The organism is Gynuella sp. (genome assembly GCF_050297175.1).
Taxonomy (GTDB): Bacteria; Pseudomonadota; Gammaproteobacteria; order Pseudomonadales; family Natronospirillaceae; genus Gynuella.
The window spans coordinates 367,344-388,883 of record NZ_JBNKSF010000007.1 but is presented as its reverse complement, the minus strand read 5'-3'; the positions used below and the strand labels follow the sequence as shown (position 1 = coordinate 388,883).

The 21,540-nt window shown below is 45.8% G+C and carries 17 protein-coding genes; 1 reads left to right on the top strand and 16 read right to left on the bottom strand.

Features of this window, described 5'->3' with window-relative positions; genetic code table 11:
- Positions 1–83 precede the first annotated feature (83 nt).
- Positions 84–1,061, top strand: a complete 978-nt coding sequence (dctP, locus tag ACQY6I_RS02845; RefSeq protein ID WP_428239952.1) for a TRAP transporter substrate-binding protein DctP — start codon at positions 84–86, stop codon at positions 1,059–1,061.
- A 25-nt stretch (positions 1,062–1,086) separates the two neighbouring features.
- On the opposite strand, the gene ACQY6I_RS02840 is transcribed toward dctP, so the two are convergent.
- The 16 genes from ACQY6I_RS02840 to ispC all read right to left on the bottom strand — a co-directional run bounded on the left by ACQY6I_RS02840 (position 1,087) and on the right by ispC (position 21,533).
- The gene (locus ACQY6I_RS02840; RefSeq protein ID WP_428239951.1) at positions 1,087–1,749 is read right to left on the bottom strand and encodes an energy-coupling factor ABC transporter permease; all 663 of its coding nucleotides are present in this window, start codon (positions 1,747–1,749) and stop codon (positions 1,087–1,089) included.
- 122 nt (positions 1,750–1,871) lie between these two features.
- Positions 1,872–3,167, bottom strand: coding sequence for a phosphopyruvate hydratase (eno, locus tag ACQY6I_RS02835; protein WP_428239950.1), 1,296 nt, complete (start codon positions 3,165–3,167; stop codon positions 1,872–1,874).
- A 176-nt stretch (positions 3,168–3,343) separates the two neighbouring features.
- The gene (locus tag ACQY6I_RS02830) at positions 3,344–4,972 is read right to left on the bottom strand and encodes a CTP synthase (protein WP_428239949.1); all 1,629 of its coding nucleotides are present in this window, start codon (positions 4,970–4,972) and stop codon (positions 3,344–3,346) included.
- Positions 4,973–5,175: 203 nt separating this feature from the next.
- Entirely contained in the window at positions 5,176–6,489 is a 1,314-nt protein-coding gene (tilS, locus tag ACQY6I_RS02825) for a tRNA lysidine(34) synthetase TilS (RefSeq protein ID WP_428239948.1), read from the bottom strand.
- 79 nt (positions 6,490–6,568) lie between these two features.
- Positions 6,569–7,042, bottom strand: coding sequence for a GNAT family N-acetyltransferase (locus ACQY6I_RS02820; protein WP_428239947.1), 474 nt, complete (start codon positions 7,040–7,042; stop codon positions 6,569–6,571).
- A gap of 114 nt (positions 7,043–7,156) precedes the next feature.
- Positions 7,157–8,110 carry an acetyl-CoA carboxylase carboxyl transferase subunit alpha gene (gene accA, locus ACQY6I_RS02815; RefSeq protein ID WP_428239946.1) on the bottom strand — a complete coding sequence of 318 codons (954 nt, stop codon included), beginning with the start codon at positions 8,108–8,110 and terminating at the stop codon, positions 7,157–7,159.
- Between the two features lie 201 nt (positions 8,111–8,311).
- Entirely contained in the window at positions 8,312–11,926 is a 3,615-nt protein-coding gene (dnaE, locus tag ACQY6I_RS02810; protein ID WP_428239945.1) for a DNA polymerase III subunit alpha, read from the bottom strand.
- Positions 11,923–12,573, bottom strand: coding sequence for a ribonuclease HII (gene rnhB, locus ACQY6I_RS02805; RefSeq protein ID WP_428239944.1), 651 nt, complete (start codon positions 12,571–12,573; stop codon positions 11,923–11,925). Before rnhB ends, dnaE begins: the two co-directional genes overlap by 4 nt.
- Positions 12,557–13,720 carry a lipid-A-disaccharide synthase gene (lpxB, locus tag ACQY6I_RS02800; protein WP_428239943.1) on the bottom strand — a complete coding sequence of 388 codons (1,164 nt, stop codon included), beginning with the start codon at positions 13,718–13,720 and terminating at the stop codon, positions 12,557–12,559. Before lpxB ends, rnhB begins: the two co-directional genes overlap by 17 nt.
- Positions 13,717–14,490 (bottom strand): acyl-ACP--UDP-N-acetylglucosamine O-acyltransferase, encoded by a 774-nt coding sequence (gene lpxA / locus ACQY6I_RS02795; RefSeq protein WP_428239942.1) that lies wholly within the window; start codon positions 14,488–14,490, stop codon positions 13,717–13,719. The genes lpxB and lpxA overlap by 4 nt, the downstream gene beginning before the upstream one ends.
- Positions 14,487–14,951 (bottom strand): 3-hydroxyacyl-ACP dehydratase FabZ, encoded by a 465-nt coding sequence (gene fabZ / locus ACQY6I_RS02790; protein ID WP_428239941.1) that lies wholly within the window; start codon positions 14,949–14,951, stop codon positions 14,487–14,489. The genes lpxA and fabZ overlap by 4 nt, the downstream gene beginning before the upstream one ends.
- A gap of 99 nt (positions 14,952–15,050) precedes the next feature.
- Positions 15,051–16,079, bottom strand: coding sequence for a UDP-3-O-(3-hydroxymyristoyl)glucosamine N-acyltransferase (gene lpxD, locus ACQY6I_RS02785; RefSeq protein WP_428239940.1), 1,029 nt, complete (start codon positions 16,077–16,079; stop codon positions 15,051–15,053).
- Positions 16,080–16,081: 2 nt separating this feature from the next.
- Positions 16,082–16,591 (bottom strand): OmpH family outer membrane protein, encoded by a 510-nt coding sequence (locus ACQY6I_RS02780; RefSeq protein WP_428239939.1) that lies wholly within the window; start codon positions 16,589–16,591, stop codon positions 16,082–16,084.
- Between the two features lie 31 nt (positions 16,592–16,622).
- On the bottom strand, positions 16,623–18,905 hold the full coding sequence (gene bamA, locus ACQY6I_RS02775; protein ID WP_428239938.1) for an outer membrane protein assembly factor BamA: 2,283 nt from the start codon (positions 18,903–18,905) through the stop codon (positions 16,623–16,625).
- Positions 18,906–19,017: 112 nt separating this feature from the next.
- A complete protein-coding gene (rseP, locus tag ACQY6I_RS02770) occupies positions 19,018–20,349 on the bottom strand; it encodes an RIP metalloprotease RseP (protein WP_428239937.1) in 1,332 nt (443 codons plus the stop codon).
- Complete coding sequence (ispC, locus tag ACQY6I_RS02765; RefSeq protein WP_428239936.1) at positions 20,346–21,533, bottom strand: 1-deoxy-D-xylulose-5-phosphate reductoisomerase; 1,188 nt, start codon at positions 21,531–21,533, stop codon at positions 20,346–20,348. Before ispC ends, rseP begins: the two co-directional genes overlap by 4 nt.
- Between the last annotated feature and the right edge of the window lie 7 nt (positions 21,534–21,540).

Sequence of the window (21,540 nt, the reverse complement as noted above, 5' to 3'; positions counted from 1 at the left end):
AACGACCGATGGAACCTATAAAAAAGCGTGTCTGAGTAATAGCATTCATCAGTTTGTCATACGAATATGAAAATATGATCTATATGATTAGATTAATATACTTACTCTTACTCGCTCTTTTAGTGTCTGTCAGTGCATTTGGCACAACAATAAAAATAGCAACCGCTTACCCTGATGGTACTGATGTTGTAAAAAGCCTAAGAGCTCTGGATACAGAATTACGCCAGCAGACGGACAATAGAGTTAAACTGAAAATCTATCCGGCTGGAGTCATGGGGTCTGATGATGCCATCAGACGCAAGATGATGATTGGTCAATTGGATGCAACCGTTTCTCAAAGCAGTGCCTGGACCAAAGAGTTTCCAGGGTTACGCGTTTATGGCTTACCTTTTTTCTTCGATAATTTTGACCAGGTTCTGAAGGCACGCGCTAGCTTTGATACGGATATTTTAAGACTTGCTGAAGATAGCCGCTTTAAAGCGATAGGATTGATTGATGGTGGCATGGCTTACGCTATGACCCAAGAACCGGCTGTCAATCTTAATCAATTGCAACAACAGAAATTATGGCTGCCTGCAGATCCGGCATTGTTGTATTACGCCAGCGAATTTAACCTAAAGGCTATTGATCTGAATCTTTCCGAAATAACGACCTCACTACAGACTGGTTCAATTGATGGTTTGATAGCACCACCAGCGGCTGCAATTACCTTACAATGGCATCATAGCCTGAAGTATCTCACCAATGTTCCGGTGGTTTATTCGTTCGGGGTATTTGTTATCAGCAAACGATCTCTCGAAGACCTGAACGAGCAAGACAGAAGCATCATGATGAATCTCACAAAACTGTCATTGAGTACCCTGGACAACACCATGGTTCGCCAAAATAGTCGGGCATTGGCTACTTTGAACAAATTGGGAGTGACTATTCTCGAACCAGCTGACAGTGAAGTTCAAATACTGAAAGCCCAGGCAAAGCTCATATGGAAACAGGTTATCGAACAAGGTCTGATTCCAGAGAAACTATTTAGCAGTCTGCGCACTATGACTCATAACGATTGACCCAGGCACCTGCCCAGAGACCTTGTCAGTTGAAGTACTTTTTCTGATCAAACAACTTCACCCACTCTGGTCTGAACACAATCATACCGGTTATAAAAGTACCATTCAGAATGGCTTCAGGTAGGGCTATTAACGGGACGTATATCCAGAACTGACTAACGATATGATCAAAATCATAAACCCCAGCTCCCAAAAAAATGGCCGTCATCAATACTCCTGAAGCAACTACAGAAATAATTGCTCCCAAAAAAGCAACTAAAAAAATAAAGGCAAATGGGCTATTCAATCGGCTTTTTCGCTGGATTCTCCAGAGAGTATACGTACAAAGAATAGGCACCACCCCACTGACAAAACCGTTAATACCAATGCCTTGCCATGATTCCTTACCAATCCATACCATTCCTAATATCGCCAATGCCACAGCATACATTGCCAATTGCCACCCGAATACCAGGTGGAGCGTGGTGACCAGAAAAAAATGAATGCCCAATCCAGTGGAAATACCTGCCCGCATAGACCAGATAAGAACAAGAATCACCAGCGACAAACCAAACCGATGCTGCAACTCTTTATCACCGCGTAATTCATGCCATTCGAGAAAGTTTGTAGCCATCAGCAGCAGTAATGCGAAGGCAATATCAAATGACCAATACCAGATGGGTGAAAATAAATCAGCGGTTATGTTCACAGTGAAACTCTATCCAAGGACATGTTAATTAGAAAAAACTGTTTTAAAGTTTGCACACCATAAAGCAAATAAAAAAGCCCGACAATGCCGGGCTTTTTGGATACTGATAATCAGGCTGGAAATTAACCCTGACCTTTGATTTCCTTCAAACCATTGTAAACGGCTTTGTCACCCAGAGCTTCTTCAATTCTGAGCAATTGGTTGTACTTGGCAACACGGTCAGAACGGCACAGAGAACCTGTTTTAATCTGACCAGCGGCAGTACCGACTGCCAGATCAGCAATGGTTGCATCTTCAGTTTCGCCAGAACGGTGAGAAATGACAGCGGTATAACCGGCATCTTTAGCCATTTTGATAGCCGCCAGAGTTTCTGACAGAGAACCAATCTGATTGAATTTAATCAGAATGGAGTTAGCGATGCTTTTTTCGATACCTTCTTTCAGGATTTTGGTGTTGGTTACAAACAGGTCATCACCGACCAATTGGATTTTGTCGCCCAACAATTTAGTCTGGTATGCAAAGCCATCCCAGTCAGATTCATCCTGTCCGTCTTCGATAGACACAATTGGATATTCTTCACAAAGTTTAGCCAGGTAATCACTGAATTCATTAGAAGTGAATACTTTACCTTCACCTTTCATGTTGTATTTGCCATCTTCATAGAATTCAGAAGAAGCACAATCCATTGCCAAAGTGATATCAGTACCGAGCTTGTAACCTGCAGCTTCAACGGCTTCTTTGATGGCCGCCAACGCAGCTGCATTGCTTTCCAGGTTAGGTGCAAAGCCGCCTTCATCACCCACTGCAGTACTCAGACCTTTGGCACCCAGAACTTTCTTCAACGAATGGAAGATTTCTGCCCCCATTCTCAACGCTTCTTTGAATGAAGATGCGCCAACGGGCTGGATCATGAATTCCTGAATATCAACATTGTTGTCAGCATGCTCACCACCATTCAGGATGTTCATCATGGGAACCGGCAGGCTATACACACCAGAAGTACCATTCAGGTCGGAGATGTGTTCGTACAGAGCAACACCTTTAGCCTGAGCAGCTGCTTTGGCATTGGCCAGCGATACAGCCAGAATAGCGTTAGCACCAAACTTGGATTTGTTTTCAGTGCCATCCAGATCGATCATGATCTGGTCAAGAGTCGCCTGATCTTCAGCATCTTTACCCAGTAAAGCTTCTTTGATAGGACCATTAACAGCGGCAACCGCGGTTAATACCCCTTTACCCAGATATCGACTCTTGTCACCATCCCGCAATTCAAGCGCTTCACGAGAACCTGTAGATGCTCCAGATGGAGCACAGGCGCGACCTACATGTCCGGATTCCAGGATAACATCGGCCTCGACGGTGGGGTTACCACGGCTATCAAGTACTTCACGAGCTTTAATATCGACGATTTTTGTCATTGCTGACTCTCCAGTGTTTGGTAATAGGGTATATCACCCTATTAAATAGAAATTCGATGACGAGAAGATTGCTTCGAATCAAACATGAGTAATTTTCTTACAAAAATAACTCAAAAACCAGCCACCCTCTCAACCCTCAGCCTTTGAAGCTGTAAAAAAACTACAAAATAGGCAGATCAGTTCTGAAAGTCCCGGGCCGCACCAATCAATCCACTGAACAATCCATGCCCATCCCGTGGGGTGGAAGTAAACTCCGGATGAAACTGACATGCAACGTACCACGGATGCTGATCTTTAGGCAGCTCAACCATTTCGACCAGCGCGCCATCCACAGACCGCCCAGATATAACCAGTCCTGCATCCGCCATTTGTTCAACATAATGATTGTTGACTTCGTAACGATGACGGTGACGCTCATAAATCACTGGCTTACCATAGCATTCCCGGGCGATGGAATCTTCTTTCAACTCACAAGCCTGACTGCCAAGACGCATTGTACCGCCCAAATCTGACTTATCGTCACGCTCAACCTTTTTACCGTCAGCTTCAATCCACTCAGTAATCAAGCCAATAACCGGATGGCGGCATTGTCGGTCAAATTCAGTACTGTTGGCGCCTTCCAGCCGGGCAACATTGCGGGCGAACTCAATAAACGCTACCTGCATACCCAGACAGATACCCAGATATGGGATTTTATGCTCTCTGGCGTAACGGGCTGTCATGATCTTACCTTCAACGCCACGATGACCAAATCCACCCGGAACCAGAATAGCACTGACACCAGTCAATAGCTCAACACCTTCTTTCTCAATACGCTCGGAATCAATATATCGAATATTCACTTTGGTACGACTACGAATGCCGGCATGGTCGATGGCTTCAATCAGGGATTTATAAGCATCCAACAGCTCCATATATTTGCCAACCATGGCGATGGTGATTTCTTTGTCCGGATTCAGTTTACGATCAGCGACGTCATTCCATTCGCTCAAATCTGCTTCACCACACTCGAGACCAAGTTTTTCCACCACAAATACATCCAACCCAGCAGCATTCAACATGGCTGGAATTTTATAAATGGTATCTGCATCAGGTAATGGAATGACGGCTCGTTCTTCAACATTAGTAAACAGGGCAATTTTTCGCAATGAAGACTTATCGAGCGTTTGTTCAGAACGACAAATCAGAATATCCGGCTGCAAACCGATGGTACGCATTTCTTTTACCGAATGCTGGGTAGGCTTGGTTTTCATCTCGCCGGCAGTGGCAATGTAAGGCACCAGAGTCAGATGCATCGTCAGGGCACGGGAACTCCCCAACTCAACCCTTAATTGACGAACGGCTTCCAGAAACGGTAGTGACTCTATATCCCCGACTGTACCGCCGATTTCCACCAGAGCCACATCTGCATTACCGGCTCCCTCAATAACACGACGCTTGATTTCATCGGTAATATGAGGAATAACCTGGACAGTTCCCCCCAGATAATCACCACGGCGCTCTTTACGCAGGACATCCTGATAAATACGCCCGGTAGTGAAATTATTACGACGGGTCATGGTCGTACGAACAAAACGTTCATAGTGCCCAAGATCAAGATCTGTCTCCGCGCCGTCCTCGGTCACAAAGACCTCACCATGCTGGAACGGGCTCATAGTGCCCGGATCAACATTAATATAGGGATCAAGCTTGAGTAGAGTAACCTTAAGACCTCTGGCTTCAAGAATGGCAGCCAGGGAAGCTGATGCAATGCCTTTACCAAGTGAAGAAACAACGCCACCGGTAACAAATATATAACGAGTCATAATGATCCCATCTGAAATTGGACCTCACAGTATCAAATCCAAACACCAATAAATAAAAAACTCCCCTTCGTCATCAATTGATTTAGACGCGGGTAGTGGAATGAGATTGATTGTGTGAGTGCTGTTTAAGACGGGACGTCAGTCTATCAGAGGCGACTTGTCGCCTCAACGAGATTCTTTCTGATGCATTAAAATTATGACAGTCAAACTCTTGGGTGTCGCCACTTCAGGCGGTAACCCATTTCTCCAGGTGCCGCCTGAAAGCCTTCACAAACAAACTGATCAGCGACCATAACCAATTCACCATTCCAATATAATAACGGCAAACGATCGCGCCACCAGGGTTCAACCCGATACTCCTGCAAAAGTCGCTTCAGGTCACGGCTGCCCTGTCGTCCGACTGGAACAGCCCGTTCCCCGCCGACCCTAAAAGCAACGGTTAACGGTAAAAACCGACCAGACAGTAACCATCGTTTATCGTCTTTTGCAATCTCGCTAACCAGTTCCACAGTCCCGACTCCAGGAATATCCGTTGCGACATCCGGTTTTATCACAATTGTAGTTCGAGGTATTTCTGGCAACACAGGTACTGCATAAATTGCCGTTTTGAATCGACGAATAGAATAATCTTTGAGATAGACTGCTGGTTCAGCGTCTGCCCTGGCGAAAATAACTGAACTAACAATTTCCTCCAGCACTTTTTGTGAAGGAACTGCCAAATTCATCAAGCCCAACCAGAGCCGTAACAACTTCATGATGAGAGAACGATCTGCCTCTTCAAAACCAACGATTTTTAGTGCATTTTCAGCCGTCAGCCGATGATTGAGTTCCGGATACAGTTGCTCCTGTTCATTGCCCGCAGCATTCTGGATATGATTAATCGCCCGGACAACTGTCTGACGATACTGAGGCCAACGACTTTCTATGAGTGGAAACAGTTGATTTCGAAGAAAGTTTCGGTCATAGCGGTTATCATCATTACTTTCGTCATCCACCCAGCGAAATCCTTCATCCTCAGCATATGCCATCAACTCGGAGCGCTGTAACTGCAATAATGGTCGAACCAACGACCCGGCACCACAGGAACGGGACTCACTCATAGCCGACAGACCTTCCAAACCAGCGCCCCGCAACAGACGCAACATAAAAGTTTCAATCTGATCGTCGGCATGATGAGCAGTTAATAGAATATCGCCGGATACCAGCAATTTTTCGAGCTCGTGATATCGGGCCTCTCTGGCCGCTGCTTCAATTCCTTTACCCTGATTTTCAACCTGAACGTACAGACACTGACAATCTACTCCATATTGCTGGCAAACATCGGCACAATGTTCAGCCCATTTGTCAGCGTTCGGACTAAGTCCGTGATGAACATGCACGGCAAGTACAGGTACAGAGGGATTACTTCTAACCAACGCATGAAGCAATACGTGGGAGTCCACGCCACCACTGTAGGCAATCAATATCCGGGTGGGTTTATAACGTTGAATGCAATTTTCGATAGCAGCTGAAATCATGATGGTTTCAATATCACTCAATTACTGGAGTCTGACTGATTTGATGATCATGGTACCGGTACTGTCTGGAGCCCTGTCGTCAACTGGGCATGGGTGGGTCAGTTAATACCCACAAATATCGGCATTTACGATAATCACCGCGATTAAACAACTCCGTACCGGCAGGAACATCTACGATATTGACAAACACAGCACCCAATTTTTCGCAGGTTTTTCTTGATGCAGTATTTTCGGGGTTACAGGTAATCCACAACTCTGTCATACCATGCGCAAGCGCAACATCCTTAATAATATTACAGGCTTTCGCAGCATACGAATGGCCCTGATATGACGTATGGACGCTATAACCTATGTGACCACCATACAGAATCAGATGACGAGTATTACCAATCCTGACATCAATATCACCAACCCAGGTCAAATCCTGGCAACGTATTATTTTGAATTTATAGGCAGGTACCCGATCCATTGCCCGATGACCACTAAGGTAATCGTCGATGTCGAGTTTAAGTTCACCATCTGTCAGTAAAGGAAATTTTTTAAATTGAAACAAAAGAAGTTCGCATCAATGTTGCCCGTTAACTGTATATGGTTTTTGCCACAGTTAACGGACCGTTGTAAATACCCATATTAAGAGAGGGCTCATTTTTCAGTATCTGTCGGATGATCAGACACCAAGTCCATATGACATTAGGCGTTGATAGCGACGCTCCACCAACTGCTCTACAGGCATCGCAGTGTATTCTTCCAAGGCCCTTGCCAGACAAGCCTTCAGGTTTTCTGCCATCAACTGATAATCCCGATGCGCACCTCCTAAAGGTTCGTCCACCAGCTCATCACAGATACCCAGTTTATGTACTTTCTCAGCAGTCAGCCCCATAGCTTCTGCCGCGTCGGCTGCTTTTTCTGCAGTCTTCCACAGGATTGATGCACATCCTTCCGGAGAAATCACCGAATAAATTGAATACTTAAGCATATTCAATTGGTCACAAACCCCTATCGCCAACGCTCCACCAGATCCACCTTCGCCGGTTACCGTTGAAATAATCGGCGTTTTAAGGCCAGACATTTTCAATAAATTAAAGGCTATCGCCTCACTCTGTCCACGTTCTTCAGCATCGATACCCGGATAAGCCCCTGGAGTATCAATAAAGGTAAATATGGGCAATTTAAAACGTTCAGCAAATTCCATAAGCCGTAAAGCCTTACGGTAACCCTCCGGACGGGGCATACCGAAGTTGCGCTTGACTTTATCAGCTACAGAACGGCCTTTTTGATGACCAATAACCATAACCGGGCGGCCATCAAAGCGGGCAGTACCGCCTACAATTGCACCATCATCGGCAAAGTGACGATCACCGTGCATTTCGTCAAAATCAGTAAAGATCAAATTGATGTAATCATAGCTATAAGGTCGTTTGGGATGACGGGATAACTTAACAACCTGTTCCGCCTTCAAACCATCAAAAATATCTTTGGTCATTTTTTGACATTGCTGCTGAAGTCTTTGAATTTCTGCAGAAATATCAATTTTATTATCATTACCGACCAACCGAAGCTCTTCTATCTTGGCTTCCAGCTCGGCAATAGGTTGTTCAAAATCTAAAAAGTCTGGATTCATTGGGACCCTTTACTTTATCTGGTGTCGGCTGTAGCCGGGGAATCTTGTTTTACAGGCAGGCGCCCACTTTCTTACCATCTGATCGGACCTGCAGCCTACAGTTCAGGTCACATGGATTCCATTAAAACTTTGTCCAGACTAATAACAGACATCAATGAATACAAGTGACCTAAGCCTTTTGTGTGCAATACAGTCATCACATCACATAATTTCAAATTCTTCCCTTCGAAACCTCAACTTAACCCGCTCTTCTCCGAACAACTGCCTCATCATATGCAAGCTTTGATCATCCAAAGAAGCAGTTAGCTGTGGGTTGATACGCACCAGAGCACGAGCACTGGAATGGTGATAATCCACAAACAACGGACAGCCGTCATTCTGCTGAGTCAGACATTGTTGTAGATCTTTGACCAGACTCTTGGGATTGATGGAATCATTAATTTCAATGGTAATCCCGCTGATGAGTTTTTTTCGGGCATCCGCCATGGAAAACACTGAACGGGCTAATACTTTGTTGCGCTCAGAATAGTTGTCCCAGGAAACATCACCTTCGACAACAATTAACGAATCCACAACAAGGTATTCCCGATACTGGTTAAAGGTATCCGAAAACAGTGCCACCTCAACCCTCGCAGTCCTGTCATCAAGGGTCACAAATGCCATGGTATCCCCCTTACGGGTCTTCATGGTTCGGATGGCGATGATCAAACCTGCCAGTGTCTGAGTACTTTTACTAGCCTCAATTTCGGAGAGACGGCGGTCCACAATATTCTTAAGTTCATGTTCGTATTCATCAATTGGATGACCCGTCAGGTACAACCCGAGTGTTTCTTTTTCGCCCAACAAACGTTGTTTGGCAGACCACTCGTGAACCTTTAAGAACATCTCATAAGGATCTCCGGCCTGTTCTGCTTCCAGCTCACCGAACAAGTCGAACATACCCGCACTTTCATTACGGGCAGCCTGCTCCGCCGCTTTCACCGCACTTTCCATGGCAGCTTCTGCAACGGGTCTGCTAGGCACGATGGAATCTAATGCCCCACAACGAATCAGCGCTTCTATAACCCGCTTATTTACCCGATGGTCAACACGAGCACAGAAATCAAACAGATCTTTAAATTCACCACCCTGTTTACGTGCTTGTACAATTGCCTCAACTGGCCCTTCACCAACGCCTTTTACAGCTCCAAGACCATAAATGATTTGGTCCTGGTCATCCACAGTGAACATGTATTCACCTTTGTTGACATCCGGAGGTAACAGGACCAGCCCCATTTTCCGGCAATCTTCAATAAAGATGACCACTTTATCGGTGTTCTGCATATCAGAGGACATAACCGCCGCCATGAAGGCCGCCGGATAGTGTGTTTTTAACCACAAGGTCTGATAGGACACCAGAGCATAAGCTGCAGAGTGGGACTTGTTAAAACCGTAACCAGCAAATTTTTCTACCAGATCAAAGATTTTTACCGCCAGATCGGGATCAATTCCTTGGGATTTCGCACCTTCTTCAAACACAGCACGCTGCTTGGCCATTTCCTCTGGCTTCTTTTTACCCATCGCTCGACGCAACAAATCCGCACCACCCAGGGTGTAACCCGCCAGCACCTGAGCAATCTGCATGACCTGTTCCTGGTATACAATGACACCGTAAGTGGGTTCCAGAATCGGTTTCAGACTCTCATGCTGGTAATCCGGGTGTGGATAAGCAACAGGCGCGCGACGGTGCTTACGGTTGATGAAGTCATCAACCATCCCCGATTCCAGTGGTCCTGGTCGGAATAGCGCCACCAGGGCGATCATATCTTCGATATTGTCAGGCTGCAGACGGCGAATCAGGTCTTTCATACCGCGCGATTCGAGCTGGAAAACAGCAGTAGTCTCTGCTTTTTTCAGTAAGGTAAAACTATCCTTATCAGCCAGCGGAATTTCCTCGATGCGCAGCTCCGGCTCACCATTCTCCCGTCGTTTCTGGTTAATGGTCTTCATCGCCCAGTGGATGATGGTAAGCGTTCTCAACCCCAGGAAGTCAAATTTGACCAGACCGGCAGACTCAACATCATTCTTGTCAAACTGTGTGACCAGACCAGTACCGTCGTCTTCACACAACAACGGAGAAAAATCCGTCAACTTGGTCGGAGCGATCACCACACCGCCAGCATGTTTACCAGTCTGCCGGGTAATGCCTTCAAGGCGCTGGGCCATTTCCCAAATTTCCTGCGCCTCTTCGTCACCGTTTACAAACTCCTGCAACTCAGCGACCCCATCCCAGGCTTTGGCCAGTGTCATTCCCGGGTCTCCCGGAATCATCTTCGACAATTTGTCGGCCAGGCCATAGCTCTTGCCTTGAACACGGGCTACATCACGAACAACCGCTTTTGCAGCCATCGTTCCAAAGGTAACGATCTGACTGACAGCCTCCCGACCATAGGCCTCGGCAACATACGCAATGACCTTGTCGCGGTTTTCCATACAGAAATCGACGTCAAAGTCAGGCATGGATACCCGCTCAGGGTTCAGGAACCGTTCGAACAGCAAGTCGTATTCCAGAGGATCAAGATCAGTGATTTTCTGTGCATAGGCCACTAATGACCCGGCACCAGATCCTCGCCCGGGACCCACTGGAATATCGTTGTTCTTGGCCCACTGGATAAAGTCCATAACAATGAGGAAGTAACCGGGAAACCCCATCTGGATAATAATATCGAGCTCAAAGTTCAAACGATCGAAATAGACCTGTTTCTTTGCCTCGTAATCAGGATCGTCTTTTCGCAACAGCATTTCGAGACGCTCTTCCAGCCCCTCTATGGATACTTTTTGAAAAAACACCCCTTCGATAACCTGTTTCTGCCATTCCTTTGAAGCAGTATCCGGATCAGGAGTCTTGATTCGCATCGCCCGTTCGACACGTGCCTGAATATCAGCCCAAGGATAGCGGTCGAAAAAAGGATCATTGTGAAAATCTTCCGGAATCGGATATTCCGGCAGAAAATACTCTCCTAAATGCACCGGAACCGTGCAGCGCTGCGCAATATGCCAGCTGTTCTCAACAGCACTGGGAATGTCACTGAAAAGCTCACACATCTCCTCGCTGCTTTTCAGATATTGTTCTTCAGTAAAACGCTGTTCACGCCTCGGATCACCCAGAGTGACGCCTTCATTAATACAAACTCTGGTTTCGTGAGCTTCAAAATCCTCTCGCCGCAAAAACACCACATCATTGGTAGCAACCACAGCAATGGAAAGACGACGGGCAATTTCGACACTACCTTGGACAATTAGTTCTTCTCCGGGACGCTTTGTTCGCAGCAACTCAAGATAAAACCGGTCCCCAAAAACAGACTGCCACTCCGCAGCGATCTGTTCGGCCAGTTCCATATGATTACGCTCAAGTGCAAAGCCTATCTCCCCGGCTCTGGCACCGGAAAGTACAATCAATCCGTCATTTTTATCAAATAACCATTCGCGCTTGGTCTGTGCATAGCCCATTTTTTGATTATGCTGATATGCCATCGAGATCAGCTCAGTCAGATTCCGGTACCCCTGGGTATTTTGGGCCAGAGCAGTTACTCTGAATGGATGCTCAGGCTGTTCCGGATTCTCAATCCACAGATCACTCCCCAGAATAGGCTTGATACCGGACGAGAGTGCTCCCTGATAAAACTTAACCAGCCCAAACATGTTGGTCAGATCAGTGATAGCCACAGCCGGAATATCGCGCTCCACACAATCCTGTAACAGTTTTTTGACCTTTACGATACCGTCAATCAGCGAAAATTCGGTATGGAGATGTAGGTGTATGAATGGATGTTTCACAGCAGGCTCTCTTGTATCTGTAGTGATGGAGCTTGTTTTATCGCAGCTTGAACGGGAGCATATGATGTTCGATGCACAGGCGTAATCCCATAACGTGATAGTGCCGTCAGGTGTTCTTTAGTGGGGTAACCCTTGTGGCGGGCAAAACCATACTCCGGATACTGTTGATCCAGTTCAACGAGTTCACGATCGCGGGTTACTTTTGCCAAAATTGAAGCAGCCGAGATAGCCTGCACCCGACCATCCCCCTTAACAATCGCTTTAGCATCACATGGCAGACTGGATGGAATCTTATTTCCATCAATCAACGCAAATTCAGGTATTTTTTTAAGCCCCCGTACAGCACGGACCATCGCCATCATGGTTGCCTGAAAAATATTATACTGGTCAATCTCTTCAACAGAGCAACGGGCAATACAATAATCTTCTGCATCTGTAAGAATCATCTCAAACAGCTGCTCACGTTTCCTTTCACTAAGCTTCTTGGAATCTGTCAGTTCTGGGCAAAAATAACCGTCTGGAAGGACGACCGCGGCAGTCACAACATCACCAGCGAGCGGCCCCCGGCCAACTTCATCAACACCACAAAACCGCAACCCCGGACATAAGGAGAGTTCGAGATTTTCATATTCATTTTTCATTGTCATCAGTTTCGGACAATATCCGTTTTAGCACTGCACTAGCTGCCACTTGATCGGCATCTTTGCATAACTGCTTGTGTATGAATTTAAATGTATCCATCAACTGGTCAGTACGATCAGGGTTCTCCAGATAAGCTAACAGCTCATCAGCAATTTTTTCAGCAGTCGCTTCATGTTGCAGCAGCTCTGGAACGATAGAGCGTTTGGCCAGAATATTAGGCAATGAAGCCCATTGTGTTTTGGCCATTCGTTTGATCAGGAACCAGGTTAATGGAGACAGTATATAGCTAACAACCATCGGTTTTTTCAGCAGCATTGCCTCTAAAGCAGCGGTCCCAGAGGCCAGCAATACCAAATCAGCGGCAGTCATCACCACACGAGATTGACCGTCATACAGCGTAACTCTAAGCCCCAGATAATTCTTTAGCTGCCGCTCAAGCATTAATCTGATCGTAGGTGTGGCACAAGGAATAATAAATTCAATACCGGGGTGTATCTGCTGAACTCGCTGTGCCGCCTCAAAAAAAACCGATCCAAGGCGCTCCACTTCGGAACGTCGGCTACCTGGCAAAACCGCGATCCGCAAAACGTCCGAAGATAAGCCAAGTTGTCGACGGGCCGCATTTTGGTCAGGATCCATTGGAATCTGATCTGCCAGAGTATGGCCAACAAACTCTGCATCCACCTGATAACGGCGATAAAACTCTGGCTCAAATGGGAACAGACACAAAACCAAATCTGCTGCTTTTTTGATCTTAAATACCCGCTTTTCGCGCCATACCCATACTGTTGGGCTGACATAGTGTACGGTTTTTATACCATGCGCTTTTAAACGGGCCTCAACAGTCAAACAAAAGTCTGGAGCATCAATACCGATCAACATATCTGGCGGATTTTCAAGCAGGTATTGAATAGTTTTTCTACGAATGGAAAGGATTTCGGGCAGATGCTTCAATACCTCTACCAGTCCCATAACTGACAGCTTTTCCATCGGAAACAGCGAGCGAAAACCATTGGCGATCATCAATGGACCGCCAATTCCTTCAAACTCTACAGTAGGATACTGTTGTTTGAGGGCCTGAATCAGGCCCGCACCCAGAATATCCCCAGAGGCTTCGCCAGCGATTATTGCAATACGCAGGCGTTTCTTCATTCCGGCAAAATACCTCTGGACGATGCTTTTATAGATTCAATGAAAAGATTCAGATGTTCAGAATCGAAATTCCAGCTTTCCATCTCCTCGACCGATTTCTGCACAGTCATTTCAGATTGATATACCAGCTTATAGGCTTTTCTCAACTGGCTGATAACTGCTTTGGGCAAACCATTACGCTTCATACCCTCATAGTTCATACCACGGGCAACCCCAGGATTGCCAACAGCCATCACAAATGCTGGTACATCGTTACGGATCATCGTTCCACCACCAATCATCACATATGGGCCCACATGGCAAAACTGATGAATGGCGCTAAGTCCACCGATGATAACGTTGTTGCTGAGATGAACATGACCCGCCAGCTGCGTACCATTGGCAATCACGCAGTTATCCCCAACCACACAATCATGTGCGATATGGGTATAATTCATGATCAAGCAGCCATCGGCGATCTGGGTCAGACTATTGTCTTGAATAGTCCCTCTCTGAATCGTAACGAACTCCCGGATAACATTGTTATCACCAATTTCCAAAAAGGTACGTTCGCCCTTATATTTTTTATCCTGGCAATCCTCACCCACTGATGCAAACTGATAAATCTTATTGTTCCGTCCTATCCTGGTCGGCCCCTTAATCACCACATGCGGCCCAATCCACGTACCTTCGGCTATTTCAACCTCAGCGCCGATTACACTGTATGGACCGACCTCAACATCTGCCGCCAGCTTAGCCGCAGGGTCTATCACTGCCGTTGGATGAATCACTCAGTTACAACCTTCCTTTCTGCAAACATCAGCTCTGCGCTACAGGCGAGCTCACCATCGACATATGCCTGAGCATCAACTTTATGAATACCGCGTTTGGAAGCTATCAGTTTGGCTTCCATATCCATTCTGTCACCAGGTATTACCTGCCGTTTAAAACGAACATTATCCAGCCCTGCAAACAACACCAGATAGCCATCTTCTGACTTATGTCCTGAAGTTAAGTATCCCAGCACCCCAGCCACCTGAGCCAGTGCTTCACAGATCATGACACCTGGAAAGACAGCGAACCGTGGAAAGTGGCCATTAAACACATCTTCATTACCAGTAACGTTCTTGTATCCTTTTACATATTTACCAATCTCAAGCTCAGTAATTCTATCCACCAGTAATAGCGGATAACGGTGCGGAAGGATCTTTTTTATGTCCTCATGGTTAAGAGGCAAAGTGATATCAGTCATGTACTTGTATCTTCAGTCATTAAATTGGAATTGAAGGAAACCGGCTGCTTCTGATTGAATCTTGGCCACTTTCCTACCAGAAAGGCACCATATTAACTGTTAATCAGACGAGTTGCCCGCCATTTGTTTTTCCAGTTTTTTAACTTTGTTTTGAAGATCAATCAAATTTCGTACCCGAGCTACCCATTTTCGCCATTCTTTAGACGGTTGAACGGGCACGCCACTGGAATACATACCAGAAACCGGAATCGACTTTGTGACCATCGATTGCCCGGTAAAGACACAACCATCTGCAATTTGTAGGTGCCCTGCAAAGCCAGTCTGCCCACCAATCATACAATGACTGCCAATTTTTGTACTACCTGAAACCCCAACCTGTGAAGCAAATGCCGTATGGTCACCGATCTCGACGTTGTGTCCCAATTGCACCAGATTATCAATTTTGACGCCATTACCTATAACCGTTGAGCCAATAGCACCTCTATCAATGGTTGAGTTAGTGCCTACTTCCACGTCATTCTTGATCACAACATTGCCAACCTGGGCTATCTTGTTCCAAACACCTTTATCATTGGCAAATCCAAAACCGTGAGACCCAATAACACTACCGCTGTGGAAGATGCACCTCTCACCAATTTCAACACCATAATAAATAGTAACATTGGGATATAAACAGGTATCTGCACCTATAACGACATTCGCTCCAACGACAGCGTTGGCACCAATTCTCACCCTGTCTCCCAGAACAGATCCGGCTTCAACAACAGCATGGGCTTCAACGGTAACGTTATCCCCCAGCCGCACACTGTGATGTACTACTGCCGTTGGATGTATGCCCACGTCGGGATCCGGTTCAGGATCAAACAGTTTTGAAACCTTCGCATACGCAAGATACGGGTTGGCAACCACTATGCGGTTGCCCGCAAACTGTGCTGCAAGATCAGCACTGATCAACACAGCACCGGCTTTACAATCGCCCAAATGTTGCACATATTTAGAGTCACTCAGAAAACTCAAACTGGACTCAATTGCAGAGTTAAGTGGCCGAATTTCGGCAACCTCATATGTCGGGTCACCTTCAACCGTTCCCGACACTATTTCGGCAATGCGCTGCAAGGTTAAAGACATAATTACTTACCTTCTTTTACCAGCTTGTTAAATTCATCCTGAACCTGCTGGGTGATGTTCAGTGCTTCATTCACATAAATGACTGAACTAGCTTCAACAACCACATCAATGCTTTGCTGTTCTACGATGGCTTTGACTGCCTTAGCCATAACCGGTTGATACTCGCGGATGAACTGATTTTGACGCTGATTTTGTATCTGTTTGAGTTTATCAATCAGAGAAGAACGTTCTGCCAAACGCTCCTGAATGGTTTGTTTGATTTTATCTTGCTCAGCAGCTTCCAAAATGACAGCATCGGTTTCCAGCTTTGTTTTGAGCTCATTGACTTCAGCTTCAAGCTTTTTAATACGTTGTTCGTCACTGCCGTATTCAGATTTCAGTTTTTCTGTTTCAGATTTGGCTGCTTCACTACCAAACAATGCCATGTTCTGATCCAGAATTGCGATCTTGGCCTCAGCCATGGCAAGAGTGGACAAACTTAGCAGCAAAACTGCGAATAGGTTACGAATCATAGTTATGGATCCTTATTTATCATTTTCTGCTTTAAAAGTTATAACCAATGGTAAAGGCAAACGTCTGAACCTCGTCATCTTTACGCCGATCAACAGGCCAACCCCAGATAAAACGTAATGGCGCAATCGGAGTCATCCAGTCAAACTCTATACCATAGCTGTAACGAATATCATCCCAGACGACTCCTTCTGTGCAGTCGGCATTCTGAGATAAACAATGGTCTGTAAACACGTTACCAGCGTCAATAAAGAATGAAGACCGGAACTGGTTCTTATCTTCAACTAATGGCATAGGGAAATAGAAATCAACGCCATAATTCAAAAGTATATTACCGCCTATACGGGTGGGCTTATCATTGGTACTTGGTGTACTGTAGGGCCCTAAACCGCCGTAATTAAAGCCCCTCAAGGTCGATATCCCGCCAGCATAATAGTTTTTCAAGAAAGGTAATGCAGAACCTCCATATCCAGAACCGTACCCAAGTTTGGAGCGGAACTTCAGGAAATATCCATCACTGATAGGCTGATAATATTTACCATCATAAGTAATCTTGTAATATTCAAGATCACTAAATGGCATCGAGGCCTGAATTGACACTCTATGGTACTGCCCCTTATTTGCGAAAGTTGTACCATTCAAAGTTGAACGGGTCCAGGCAAGGTTCAGATTCACTTCTTCGAACGTATAATGAGCGCCTTCTTTCTTACCATAGTTGTCAGTGAACTCCTGTATTTCCAAGGGTGGTTCATTAACGAACAAGTCCGTGTTGGTATATCCAATTCCATAACTCAGACGATCATCATTACTGATTGGGTATCCAAAGGTAAAGCCACCGCCCCAGTTATTAGTACCGTAATTATTTTCACTGATTTCACTATAGTCTTGTTCTGACAGGAAAGCGTTATACTCAAGACTGACACCATCCAAAGTAAAATAAGGATTGGTATAAGTGAGTTCGAGTGATTTTTCATAATTTGCAGTTTGCGAACCAACTATCGATATATCTCGACCACTTCCCCGGAAGTTCTTCTGGGTATATTCAAGCGAATAAAAAATACCACCTGGATCAGCATAACCTACCGAACCTTTGATAATTCCATCATTGGCTTCAGCAACTTTGATATTCAAATCTACCTGATCATCGGTGTTTTGTACTTTGCTGGTTGAGACCTCAACCGTTTTGAAATAACCAGTCCGTTCCAGCCTGCTCTTTGATGTCTGAATATTTTTACCAGATACCAAAGCTCCCTCCATTTGAGTCAGTTCCCTACGAATCACCTCGTCATTGGTTGATTCATTACCGGTCACATTGACTTTTCTGACATATGTCCGTTTCCCTGGCTCAATTACAATAGTCAAATCCACCAGCCGCTTTTCATCATCAACATCCGGCACTGTATTGATCTGTGCAAATGCATATCCAAGGTCAGTCAGACGATCTTGAAGGGCTTTTTGTACATCCGAAACTTTCTGTCTGGAAAACAATTCACCAGGCTTTATAGTCACAAGATCCCGTAACTTCTGATCATCTCCAACCAACTCACCCGTCAGTTGCACATTACTAATGCTATAAGGAACACCTTCACGAACGTTATAGGTCAAATGAACATTTCTTCGATCAAGGCTAATTGCAACCTGGGTAGAGGTCAGTTCGAAGCGGATATAACCACGATCAAGGTAATAAGCCGTCAGCGATTCTTGATCACTTCGGGCTGTTTCACTGGAATACCGATTACTCCGGGTAATCATTTGCAACACATCACCGGAACGGGTCGGCTGCATATTCATGGCTTTGATCAGCTCCTGATCACTAAAGACACTATTACCGGTAATATCAATGGAGGCCACCCGGGCAACCCGACCTTCATCTATTTCCAGCTCTACCTTAACCCGGTTTCTGGGAAGAGGTGTAACAACAGCCTCGACCTTGGCATTATAACGACCAAGAGCAGCATACTGACGCTCAAGCTCATAAGATAACTGGTCCAGATTGCTACGATTAAAGACTTCTCCTTCCTGAATTTTGGCATCGCGAAAAACCTGCTTCAGAATGTCTGTGGATACTGCCTTATTTCCGTTAAAATCAAGCACCGATATTGATGGCTGTTCTACGATCTGGAACTGAAGTAACCCTGCTTCTGTATCGGTATAGGCTTTGATATCCCGAAATAAACCGGACTGGTACAAGCGTTTAATTGCTTCTCCTATCTGGCCTTGACTGACATCTTCACCCTGCTCGACCAAAATCAAATTCAAAGCAGATCCAATAGAAACTCGTTGAAGCCCTTCAATCTCGATCTTTTTTACAACCATAGCGGAAGAGCTTCCTGTGCAGGCTATCAACGACAGGAACAACAAAGATTTTTTTCTGATCATCAACTACTCACATTAAAGGCTGTTCATGGCCCAGCTTGAATTGTATTTTTTATAAACGACTAAAATCATTAATGACAGCAAACACCATGACAGCCAGCAGCAAAGATGCCCCTATCTGAACCCCGAGTATCTGCACCTTTTCTGGCAAAGGTTTTCTGAAAATCCCTTCAATGAGATAAAACAGCAAATGTCCACCATCTAAAACCGGTATGGGCAACAGGTTAAACACCCCAAGACTGATACTGACAAATGCCAGAAATCCAATAAAAACCTCAGGTCCCGAAACCACACTCTCACCCGCCATTTTGGCAATGGAAACTGGTCCACTGATATTTTTGACGCTGACTTCTCCAACCAGCATTTTGCCAAACATCCGCAAACTTAAACTAATCGTTTGCCAGGTCTTTTCAAAACCTTTGATCAGCGCCGTCACCGGATTATCCCGATGAGATATGATCATATCGTCCGCTATGCTGGGAACCACAACTGTTGCTCCCAAAAAACCTGTTGTCTTACCGTCGGAATTGCTAACTGCATCGGGTACGAGAGTCAATTGAACAATCGCATCGCCACGCTGCACCTCAGTTTGCATTGGAACACCCGGGCTTTGCTGCACCAAATGCACCCAATCTTTCCAGTTATCAACCTCACGTCCATTGACTGACACCAGCCTGTCACCGGACTTTAATCCGCCTTTTTCAGCCTGGCCATCTGGCACCACTTGATCAATCACTGGATCCAAACGAGTTGGAAACGGGCTAATCCCGATACTTTCGACCGGGTTGGGATCCTTGGCATCCTCCAACCAGTGATCAATGCGGACCAAATACTGACGCTTATCTGCAGCAGTAAACTCAATGCTTCCAGTCTCTCCAATCCGCTCAACCAGACGGAAGGAAATATCCTGCCAGCTTTCCACATTCTTGCCATCTATAGCACGTATCGTGATGCCTTCAGTCATGCCTGCTTTAGCGGCAGGACTGTTAACCGCAACCTCTCCCACAGTGGATTTAATCACTGACGTTCCGACCATAAACAGCAACCAGTAAGCCACAATTGCAAAAATAAAATTTGCTATCGGCCCAGCTGACACGATGGCAATGCGCTTCCACAGTGATTTATGAGTGAACTCCTGGTCAAGATCAGCCGCATCCACCTCTCCTTCACGGGCATCCAGCATTTTGACATAACCGCCCAGAGGAATTGCAGCAATCGCATACTCGGTTCCATACCGGTCATACCATTTGAACAACGGCTTGCCAAACCCGACAGAAAATCGAAGCACCCTCACTCCACAGCGTCTGGCCACCCAAAAATGACCATATTCATGCACTGTTACCAGGATTCCGATCGTCAGAATCAACCCTAAAATCATCATCATGATAATCCCCCTGCGATTTGGTTTACCGCACGTTCTGCCTGTGATCTGGCCAAAGCATCAAATTCTAATACAGTTTCTATGCTGTCGAGAGTAGAGACTGGAATTTGGTTTAAAATTAATTCATTTACATAGGCTATTTTCGTAAAACCGATCTTGCCATTCAGAAAAGCATCAACCGCTACTTCATTGGCCGCATTTAACACTGATCCGGCGGTCCCCCCTGCTGAAAAAGCTTCCCGCGCGAGACGTATACACGGAAATCTAATTTCATCCGGCGCTTCAAACGTTAACGAAGAGAGAGATAAAAAATCCAAAGCGCTTGCACCGGAATCAATCCGTTCTGGCCAACCAAGTCCATAAGCAATCGGAATTTTCATATCCGGCGCGCCCATCTGGGCCAGAACAGATCCATCTCGATAACGAACCATTGAATGAATAATAGACTGTGGATGCACAACCACTTCAACCTGCTCAGGACTAACAGAAAACAGCCAGCAAGCCTCTATCAACTCAAGGCCTTTATTCATCAATGTAGCAGAGTCGATGGTAATTTTTGCCCCCATACTCCAGTTGGGATGGGCCAGGGCCTGTTCGCGCGATGCATTGGTAATCTGCTCCATCGTCCATGCCCTAAACGGACCACCCGATGCCGTCAGCAAGATGGATCGAACACCCTGTGAAGGGTCAGAAATATCAAATTGATTGGGAAGACATTGAAAAATCGCGTTATGCTCAGAGTCTATTGGCAACAATAACGTATCAGACTGCTTGACTGCCGCCATAAATAACTGCCCGGATGTCACCAAAGACTCTTTATTTGCCAGTAACAGCTTCTTCCCAGCCCTGGCAGCTGCCAGACTGGGTTCTAAACCTGCCGCACCTACGATCGCAGCCATAACAATATCGGCTTTATCTGCCTGAGCAATATCAACCAAGGCTTGCTTACCGCAAAGAAGTTCGCATGAATGACGAACAGGCAAGAGAGCTTTCAACCTGACCAGATCCATCTCGTCACCCACAACGGCAACATCCGGGTTAAACTCTACAATCTGCTGAGCCAGTAGCTCTACATTTTTATAACCGGACAAGGCAAAAACCTTGTAGCAATCAAGATTTCGACGAACCACATCCAACGTACTGCAGCCTACCGAGCCCGTTGAGCCTAAAACCGTTAAATTCTGCACGCCTGTA